Annotated in this window: 11 protein-coding genes; 7 read left to right on the forward strand and 4 right to left on the reverse strand. The window is 69.6% G+C overall.

Features of this window, described 5'->3' with window-relative positions; genetic code table 11:
- Positions 1 to 29 precede the first annotated feature (29 nt).
- The 4 genes from DMH01_RS39530 to DMH01_RS39545 are packed head-to-tail and all read right to left on the reverse strand — an operon-like array spanning position 30 to position 3,349.
- Positions 30 to 365, reverse strand: a complete 336-nt coding sequence (locus DMH01_RS39530) for a hypothetical protein (protein WP_034308634.1) — start codon at positions 363 to 365, stop codon at positions 30 to 32.
- Positions 366 to 423: 58 nt separating this feature from the next.
- Positions 424 to 1,065, reverse strand: a complete 642-nt coding sequence (locus DMH01_RS39535; protein WP_125684081.1) for a TetR/AcrR family transcriptional regulator — start codon at positions 1,063 to 1,065, stop codon at positions 424 to 426.
- A complete protein-coding gene (locus DMH01_RS39540; RefSeq protein ID WP_125684083.1) occupies positions 1,056 to 2,600 on the reverse strand; it encodes an AMP-binding protein in 1,545 nt (514 codons plus the stop codon). The genes DMH01_RS39535 and DMH01_RS39540 overlap by 10 nt, the downstream gene beginning before the upstream one ends.
- Positions 2,597 to 3,349, reverse strand: a complete 753-nt coding sequence (locus DMH01_RS39545) for an enoyl-CoA hydratase/isomerase family protein (RefSeq protein WP_125684085.1) — start codon at positions 3,347 to 3,349, stop codon at positions 2,597 to 2,599. Before DMH01_RS39545 ends, DMH01_RS39540 begins: the two co-directional genes overlap by 4 nt.
- A 47-nt stretch (positions 3,350 to 3,396) precedes the next feature.
- On the opposite strand from DMH01_RS39545, the gene DMH01_RS39550 reads away from it, so the two are divergent.
- The 7 genes from DMH01_RS39550 (at position 3,397) to DMH01_RS39575 (ending at position 8,627) form a co-directional block, all read left to right on the forward strand.
- Complete coding sequence (locus DMH01_RS39550; protein ID WP_125684087.1) at positions 3,397 to 4,986, forward strand: amidohydrolase; 1,590 nt, start codon at positions 3,397 to 3,399, stop codon at positions 4,984 to 4,986.
- 5 nt (positions 4,987 to 4,991) lie between these two features.
- Positions 4,992 to 5,441 (forward strand): GNAT family N-acetyltransferase, encoded by a 450-nt coding sequence (locus DMH01_RS39555; RefSeq protein ID WP_125684089.1) that lies wholly within the window; start codon positions 4,992 to 4,994, stop codon positions 5,439 to 5,441.
- Between the two features lie 35 nt (positions 5,442 to 5,476).
- Positions 5,477 to 6,160 carry a metal-dependent transcriptional regulator gene (locus DMH01_RS39560; RefSeq protein ID WP_125684091.1) on the forward strand — a complete coding sequence of 228 codons (684 nt, stop codon included), beginning with the start codon at positions 5,477 to 5,479 and terminating at the stop codon, positions 6,158 to 6,160.
- A 192-nt stretch (positions 6,161 to 6,352) separates the two neighbouring features.
- Entirely contained in the window at positions 6,353 to 6,727 is a 375-nt protein-coding gene (locus tag DMH01_RS39565) for a transcriptional regulator (protein ID WP_125684093.1), read from the forward strand.
- A gap of 9 nt (positions 6,728 to 6,736) precedes the next feature.
- A complete protein-coding gene (locus DMH01_RS39570) occupies positions 6,737 to 7,795 on the forward strand; it encodes an alcohol dehydrogenase catalytic domain-containing protein (RefSeq protein ID WP_125684095.1) in 1,059 nt (352 codons plus the stop codon).
- 86 nt (positions 7,796 to 7,881) lie between these two features.
- Positions 7,882 to 8,019: a hypothetical protein gene (locus DMH01_RS43130; RefSeq protein WP_199745793.1), complete on the forward strand. Its 138-nt coding sequence runs from the start codon at positions 7,882 to 7,884 to the stop codon at positions 8,017 to 8,019.
- Positions 8,007 to 8,627: an alpha-ketoglutarate-dependent dioxygenase AlkB gene (locus tag DMH01_RS39575; protein WP_125684096.1), complete on the forward strand. Its 621-nt coding sequence runs from the start codon at positions 8,007 to 8,009 to the stop codon at positions 8,625 to 8,627. Before DMH01_RS43130 ends, DMH01_RS39575 begins: the two co-directional genes overlap by 13 nt.
- The last annotated feature ends 247 nt before the right edge of the window (positions 8,628 to 8,874 follow it).

Consider the following 8,874-nt stretch of genomic DNA (forward strand, 5'->3'; position numbering starts at 1 on the left):
TGAAAGGCCCCTTCATTGCGTCGGTCTCTCTAGTCCTCGTCCTCGTCCTTCTGGTTCCGCATCGCGATCGGGACCCCGGCGAGGTCCTCCTCGTTGCAGAGAAGTTTCACGTCGTAGTACGGCGAACCCTTGCGGTCGTCGTAGTCGAGATGGACGGCCAGCACATCGACCGGTTCCCCGAGCCACTCCTGAGCCTGGCGTAGCCATGTCGCGCACCGTTCGAGCGCCGTGGGCAGGTCGTCGTCGCGGAAGCCCACCGGGCGGTAGGGGACGTCCTGCACCTGATCACGGGGGTTCGAAGGCACCGGCAACGCCGGCGAGAGACCCGAGTCGTCCAGTTCGAGTTGGATCGTTTGCTCAGTCACCCTTCGAGCGTCCCCCAGAGAAGCCGTCTGAGCAAGGCGTACGGACCTAAAGTCGCCGCTAAACGGGCACTCGCCACACTCCCGAGACCACTTCACGGCAGTTTTGCAGCGCACTGACGTCGAGCCGGCCTTCGCAGGCGAGCGCCCGCAGCGCCAGCTCCGCGTAGTGCGCGGCCAGCTGATCCAGGGTGAGCGGCCCCGACGGCGAATACCAGCGCGCGACGCCGCTGCACATCTCCACCAGTGCGAGCCGGGTGACCGAAGGCTGGTCGGTGTGGAAGACGCCCGCCGCGACACCGTCCTCGATGGCGTCCGCCCACAGCCTTTCGTAGGCGTCGCGCAGCCCCACCACTTCGGCCCTGGCGCCGGGCGTGAGCGCGTGGACCTCGTTGTCCACCACGCGGGTGTCATCCGGCTGGATGGCGTGCGCGAGCACGTGCAGCGCCACCAGGGAGCCGAGCCGCGACACGGGATCGGCGAGTCCGGCGGTCGCCCGCTCGGCCGCGTCGAGCAGGCGCCGCAGCGACTCGTTCATGATGGCGACCAGCAGATCCTCTTTGGTGCCCATGTAGTGGTACAGGCTGGCGGACGACAGCTCCGCCTCCTGCGCCAGATCCCGGATGCCGGTGCCGTGGAACCCCTTGGCGGCGAACAGTTTCACCGCCGCCTGGCGGACGCGTTCGCGGGTGTTCACAACCATGTCCCCGTGGTCCTGTCCCAGGAACCGGCGCGGAGGTCGCCCGCCTTCTTCAGCTCGCCCTTCGCGACCCGTTCCGACGGTGTCATCGGCAGTTCCGCCGCGATGGCCCAGAACCGGGGAACCTTGAAGTAGGCCAGTTTCGCCGAGCAGAACTCCGCCAGCTCGGCCGGTTCGCACTGGTGCCCCTCGTTCTCGTCGAGGACGATGTACGCCTTGACCTCCTCGCCGCGGATGTCGTCCGGCACCGCGACGACGGCGGCGAGCTTGACCGCCGGATGCAGCTGCAACGCCCGTTCGACCTCGTCCGCGGAGATGTTCTCGCCGCTGCGGCGGATCATGTCCTTGGTACGGCCCACGTAGTACACACGGCCTTCGCCGTCCATTGTGGCCAGGTCGCCGGTGTGGAACCAGCCGCCGTCGAACGCGCGCCTGGTCGCTTCGGGATCGTCGTGGTAGCCGTGCATCAGGCCGACGCCGCGGATCAGCAGCTCACCGGTTTCCCCGCGTGGCAGCGGTTTCCCGTCCTCGCCGGCGATCATCACCTCGCGGGCGGGTGTCGGCCTGCCGAGACAGCCGGTGCCGACGGTCTCCTCGTGATCCGCCGGGTACATCCGGATGTCGCCGCCGGTCTCGGTCATGCCGAAGGCCTCGTACCACGGCGCGCCCCAGCGTGCTTCGAGCGCGGCGTGCTGGTCGCGCGGGATGGCCGAAGCGCAGATCGCGCGGACCTGGTGCGCCTTGTCCAGCTCGCTTTCCGGCTGGCGCAGCAGAAGGGTGGGCATCAGGCCGAGGCAGTAGAACCAGGTGACGCCGTGTTCGCGGATCTTGTCCCAGAACGTCGACGGGTGGAAGCGGTCGAGCACCACCAGGGTCGCGCCGCCGGCGAGCCCCAGCGCGACGTTCCACTGTGGATCGATGTAGTGGAACGGCTGCGCGGTCAGGATGACGTCGTCCGCGCCGACCGACGGGTAGTCCGAGGCCAGGCCGATCGCGAGGGTCGTCCAGTACCGGTTCGGCAGTACGCAGCCCTTGGGCGCGCCCGTGGTCCCCGAGGTGTACTGGATGTTGACCGGGCGTTCGGCTTCGCTCGCGAAGACCGGGGCGGCGCCGGAGCCGGTGAGTTCGCCGGGCGTGAGCACGTGTTCCAGCGAGGTCTCCGGCGCGATCTTGGTCAGCAGCTCCAGGAATTCCTCGCTGGCCACGGCGAACCTGGCGCCGGAGTGCCGGAGCACGTGGGCGCCGTCGAACTCGCGGTACCCGGTGTTGACCGGGACGAGCACCCCGCCGATCTTGGCCAAGGCCAGCCACAGCAACGGGAACTCGGGCTGGTTGCGCAGCATCACCGCGACCCGGTCACCCGGTTCCACGCCGAGTTCCAGCAACGCGCGGGCGAACTCGGTGCTGCGCGCGTCGACGTCGGCGAAGGTGAAGCTCTCTCCGGTGGAGTCGAAGATCCACGCCGTCTTGTCCGGCCAGAGCGCGGCGGCCCTGGTGGTCAGGCCGAGGAGGGTGTCGATGCCGGTGAGCGAGGTCATGCGCGGTTCCGGAACGCCTCGGCCGAGGCGGCGACCTCGGCGGAGTGCTCGGTGATCAGCGCGTGGCTGACTTCGAGTTCGAGGGCGGCGTCGAGGGAGCTGTCGATGCCGGAATCGAGGGCGCGTTTGGCCATCGTGGCCGCGGCCGCCGGATGCGCGGCGATCTTGGCCGCCCAGTCGAGGGCGGTGTCCATCAGGTCGTCGACGGGCAGGGCGGCGTTGACCAGGCCGAGTCCGGCCGCCTCGACGCCGCTCACGCGTTCGCCCAGCAGCAGGAGTTCCTTGGCCTTCAGCGGGCCGACCAGCAGCGGCAGCAACCGCGACGCCGCGCCCGTGACGCTCAGGCCCAAGGAGACCTCGGGGAAGGCGAACACCGCGTCTTCGGCGGCGAGGATCAGGTCGCAGCCCATCGCGAACTCGGCGCCCGCGCCGATCGCGTAGCCGTGGACCGCGGCGATGACGGGCTGACGTAGTCCGCGAAGACGGCGAGTCACGTCCTGTAACCGGTCGAGGCGCGCCCTGGAATCAGCTGTGTCTCCGGACGGGGTGGGTTCCTTGAGGTCGTGACCGGCGCAGAAAGCCCGTCCCCGCCCGGCCAGCACGACGGCGCGCGCGTCCGACTTGGCGGCCGCGTCGAGCGCCTCCAACAGGTCGTCGACCAGTTCGGCGACCACCGCGTTGAGCCGCTCCGGGCGGTTCAGCCAGATCACGGCGATGCCGTCGTCGAGTGCGTAGTCCACGGTGCTCATGACGCCGAGCCTAGACGACCGATCGATCGATCGATAGGGTCGGATCCATGCGGGTCGACACGGTCTACGAGAACGCCCGGTTCCTCACTGGGGCAGAGGAATCCGTGGCGCTTGCGGTGCTGAACGGACGAATCGTCGCGTTGGACGACGATGCCGCCGCGCTTTCCGCCAAACGCCGCGTGGACCTCGGTGGCTCGGTGGTGGTGCCCGGATTCCACGACGCGCACAACCACATGGCCTGGTTCGGCATGGCGCTCGACGACGTCGCCCTCTCGGATTGCCGCAGTGTCGACGAGGTGTACGACGCCGTCGCGCGGCGCGCGACCGACACCCCGCCGGGCGGCTGGATCATCGGCAGCGGCTACGACCAGAACAAGCTCGTGGGCGGCCATCCGACGAGGCAGGGGCTCGATCGCGCCGCCCCTGGCCACCTCGTGCGGCTCAAGCACACGTCCGGGCATATGACCGTGGTCAACTCCGCGGTACTGGAGCGCCTGGACCTGGGCAACGTGCCCGTGGGCGGCGACGTCGTCCGCGACGAGGACGGTTCGCCGACCGGTCTCCTGCGGGAGCAGGCCCAGCTCATGCTGCGGCCGCTGACCTACCCGACGCCGGTGGAGCGGGTCGTCCGCGGGCTGGACAGGGCGAGCGAGCGGTACCTGGCCGAAGGCATCACGAGTGTCCAGGAGGCCGGGATCGGCGGGGGCCTCGTGGGGGAGACCCCCGCCGAACTCGCCGCGTACCAGGTGGCACGCGAACGCGGGGTGTTGCGCGTGCGGAGCACGGTGATGGTCGCGGCGAGCGTGTTGCACGAGCTGGACGCCGGTGCGGGCTTCGGCTTGGACCTGGGGATGCGCACCGGGTTCGGCGACGAGTGGCTGCGGATCGGCGCGATGAAGCTGTTCGCCGACGGATCGCTGATCGGCCGGACCTGCGCGATGCACGAGCCGTTCGCGGGCGAACCGGACAATGTCGGCTACTTCCAGGTACCCGAGGACGAGATCGCGCGGACGATCGCCGCCGCGCACAAGGCGGGCTGGCAGATCGCCACGCACGCCATCGGCGACCGCGCGATCACCGTCGTCCTCGACGCCTACGAGGCCGCGCTCAAGGCCGACCCGCGGCCCGATCATCGGCACCGCATCGAGCACTGCGCGGTGCTGCGGCCAGAGGAGCTGAAGCGGCTGGCGTCGCTGGGGCTGATCGCCTCGCCGCAGGGCAGGTTCGTCAACGAGATCGGCGACGGCATGCGGGCCGCGCTGGGCCCCGAGCGCGAGCCGTGGTGCTACCGGCTCAAGAGCCTGCTCGACGCGGGATGCGTGCTCCCGGCCAGCTCCGACCGCCCGGTCGTCGAGGGCGCGCCGCTGCTCGCGCTGACCGACATGGTGCGGCGGGAGACCGCGTCCGGCGTCGTGCTGGGTCCCGATGAGCGGCTCACGCCCGCCGAAGCGCTGCGCGCGTACACGTACGGATCCGCGTACGCCGCTTTCGCCGAGAAGGACCTGGGCACGCTGGAGGTCGGCAAGCTCGCGGACTTCGCCGTCCTCTCGGCCGACCCGACCGACGAGTCCACTGGGGATTCGATCCACGTCGTCGCCACCGCCGTCGGCGGCGACATCGTCTACGAACGGAGCTGAGACCCATGCCGGTACGGGACGCGGTCGCGGACGACATCGAGGAGATCTGCGCGCTCATCGAGGAGCACGCGGTCTACGAGGACAAACACGATCTGAAGCTCGACAGGCAGGAGATGGCCGGGTTCCTCTTCGGACCCGACCCGAAGGCCTGGGTGCTGCTGGCCACCCCACCGGGTGAACCGGGCAAGGTCGCGGGCTTCGCCTTCTGCAGCTGGAACTTCTCCACCTGGGAGGCCAGGCCCGGGATCTGGCTCGACGACCTCTTCGTGCGCCCGGAACACCGCCGCTACGGCCTCGGCCGGGAGTTGCTCGACGAGCTGAGCGCGCGGACGCCCGGCCGCGTCGAATGGGACATGCAGGAAGGCAACGAGAAGGGCGAGGCGTTCTACGCCCAGCTCGGCGCCGAACCCGTCCCCGGCTGGATCCGGTACCGCTGGCGACCGCACGCTGGGTGAGTCGCAGCTGAGCGGCAAGCCGTAAACTCGCACACATGGGTGAAGGGGCAAGCCGCAGGTCGTCGTCCGTGGAGGACTACGTCCGGGTGATCTACGGGCTGGTCGAACGCGGCGAGGCCGTCACCAACACGTCGCTGGCCGGAAGGCTGGAGGTCAGCCCGTCGTCGGCGTCCGGCATGGTCACCAAGCTGTCCCAGCTCGGGCTGGTCGCGCACGTCCCGTACCGGGGGATCGAGCTGACCACCGAAGGCAGGCTGCTCGCCCGCTCGGTGCTCCGCCGCCACCGGTTGATCGAGACGTACCTGGTCTCCGAACTCGGCTACACCTGGGACGAGGTCCACGCCGAGGCCGACGCGCTCGAACACGCGGTGTCGGACAGGCTCGTCGAACGGATCGCCGCGAAGCTCGGCAACCCGGTGCGAGACCCGCACGGCGACCCGATCCCCGCGCCCGACGGCAGCGTCGAGGAGATGCCGATGCGCATCCTCGACGACCTCCCGCCCGGCGCGGTCGGCGAGATCGTCCGCGTCTGGGACACCGACCCGGAGCTCCTGCGCTACCTCACCGAGCACTCCATCGGCCTCGGCGAGCGGATCGAGGTCGTCGAGCGCCAGCCGTTCGGCGGCCCGATGGTGGTCAAGGTCGGCTCGCCGCCGGACGCGGCGACCCACGCCATCGGCAAGGAGATCGCGCAGGCGCTGTCGGTCGCGCTTCGCTGAGCCCATGCCCGACGTGTCCACTGTGGACGCGTACCGGTGGGGACACGCGGTGGGAATTTTCCCTACGTCTCTGCATAATTACGTCACCCACCTGCCGAGCCGATAGGTGATCTAAGGCCCTTCCGATCATGTGATCCCGCGCCTAGGCTGCGCTATTCCGGGTGGCTAGCGAGCGTGCGAAGGCGATGAAAGATGACCGGTCAGCGGACACACACCATCGACCGGGGGGTGGCGGAAGGACGTGAACTCAGGCGGCTGCTGGAGACGGGGCCGTTCGCGGACGCCCTCAGGGCGGCGATCAGGGCGCGGGGTCTCGGTCTCGATCGGATCCGGTACCGGCTCAGAGGACGGGGGTGCTCGGTCAGCCTCGCGACGCTGAGTCACTGGCAGTCCGGCCGTTGCCGTCCGGAACGGCCGGAATCCCTGCTGGTGCTCAAGAATCTCGAGGACATCGTCGGGGTGCCGCCGGAGTCCCTGTCGCGGCTTCTGGGACCGCCGCGGGGGCGGGCGGCCCGGTGTACGGTGCCCGGCGAGGGCATCGTGATGCAGCGAGGCCGGGACACGTAGGGAGCGCGAGTGCGGGCGGTCGTCTTCGAGGAGTTCGGGGTACTGCCCGAGGTACGCGAGGTGCCGGATCCGGTCGCACCACCGGGCGGGGTGGTGATCGCCGTCGAGGCGACCGGGGTGTGCCGCAGCGACTGGCACTCCTGGCAGGGGCACGACACGTCGGTGAAGCTGCCGCACGTCGCCGGGCACGAACTCGCCGGCCGGATCGCGTCGCTCGGCGAGGGCGTCCGAGGCTGGTCGGAGGGCGACCGGGTGACGGTGCCGTTCGTCTGCGCCTGCGGCACCTGCGCCCAGTGCGCGGCCGGTGACCAGCAGATCTGTGACCGCGAGTTCCAGCCGGGCGCGACCCACTGGGGCTCGTTCGCCGAGTACGTCGCCATCGAAAACGCCGAGGTCAACCTCGTGGCGCTGCCGGACACGCTCTCCGCGGCCGAAGCGGCGGCGCTGGGCTGCCGGTTCGGGACGGCGTTCCGGGCCGTGCTGCGCCAGGGCGGGGTCCGGCCGGGCCATCAGGTCGCGGTCTACGGCTGTGGTGGGGTCGGCGTCTCGGCGATCCTGCTGGCCGTCGCCGCCGGTGCTTCGGTCGTCGCCGTCGACCCGTCTCCGCAGGCCAGGGCGCTGGCTGTGCGGATGGGAGCTTCGACGGCCGTCGATCCGTCCGCGTTCGAAGGCCACGAAGCCGTCGCTCTTCATGTCCGGGAGCTGACCGGCGGCGGCGCGCACGTCTCCCTCGACTGCCTCGGTTCGCCGACCACCTGCGCCGCCTCGATCGGCAGCCTCCGGAAGCGGGGACGGCACGTCCAAGCCGGGCTGATGCCGCCGGCGCAGGGCGTCGCGCCGATCCCGATGCACCGGGTGATCGGCGGGGAACTGGAGATCGTCGGCATCCACGGGCTGCAAGCGCACGAGTACCCCGAGATGCTGCGGGTGGTGGAGACGGCCGGAATCGACCTCGAAGGCATGATCGGCAACCGGGTCGGCCTCGACGACGTCCCCGCGGTGCTCGCGGAGATGAACGACCCCGTGCCCGCGCGGGCCGGGGTGACGGTGGTCGAATTCGGACGGTGACCGGGTGAACGCACTGCGGTCAACCGGCCGATCGGAGTAGCCCGAAAGGTGGCTTCCGCCGGCACTTTGTGGCAGCTTCCTTGGCCGTGACAGTCATGGATGCTCCGTCCCGGCCGCGGTTCGGCCGGTCCGTGCTGCGCTGGTTCGTCGCGGCGGGTGTCCTGATGCGGGGCCACCGGATCGTCGGCGCGCGCCCTGGCAAACTCGACGCGTGGACGCGCTGATCCCTCGCCCGCGTAACGAAGTCGCGCCCGGTGCGGTGCATGTTCCCGACTGGCTCGACTTCGACGGGCAACGCCGCCTGGTCGAGGCCTGCCGCGGCTGGCGTGGTTACCGGCAGACGCGGCTGCCGAACGGCGGCGTCATGTCGGTGCGGACGGTCTGCCTCGGCTGGCACTGGCACCCGTACCGGTATTCGAAGGTGACCGCGGACGGCTCACCGGTACTGCCGTTTCCTTCGTGGCTGGGCGACCTGGGGCGGCGGGCGGTTTCGTCCGCGTACGGTCCTTCGTCGTACGAGCCGGACATCGCGCTGGTGAACTTCTACGACTCCGCGGCGAAGATGGGGCTGCACCAGGACAAGGACGAGGCGTCGTCGGAACCGGTCGTGTCGCTGAGCCTGGGGGACGCGTGCGTTTTCCGGTTCGGGAACACGGTGGATCGCGGGCGGCCGTACACGGACGTGGATCTCCGGTCGGGCGACCTGTTCGTGTTCGGCGGGGAGTCGCGGCTGGCCTTCCACGGGGTGCCTCGGATCCTGCCGGGGACCGCTGATCCGGCGCTGGGGCTGGTGGGGCGGTTGAACATCACTTTGCGGGTTTCGGGTCTTTAGCTCCTGAGACTAGAGGAAACGGTCACCTTTGCCTCGCCTCGATAATACATATGCATTAGTCGAGTCCGCCATAGTCTGAATATGCTATAGCACAGGTGTTCGACACGCTGTAATGTTGATGGTGGTTTCAACTGGTGAGTGCACCGCCTCTAGTCTAGCAACACTTTGCTGAACGCTTCGATCGGCTTAAGCCAGCCCAGCGTCTGCCGCGGCCGGTCGTTGAGTTCGTCTGCGATGGCATCGAGTT

It is taken from the genome of Amycolatopsis sp. WAC 04182 (genome assembly GCF_003947465.1).
In the GTDB taxonomy this organism is placed as follows: Bacteria; Actinomycetota; Actinomycetes; order Mycobacteriales; family Pseudonocardiaceae; genus Amycolatopsis.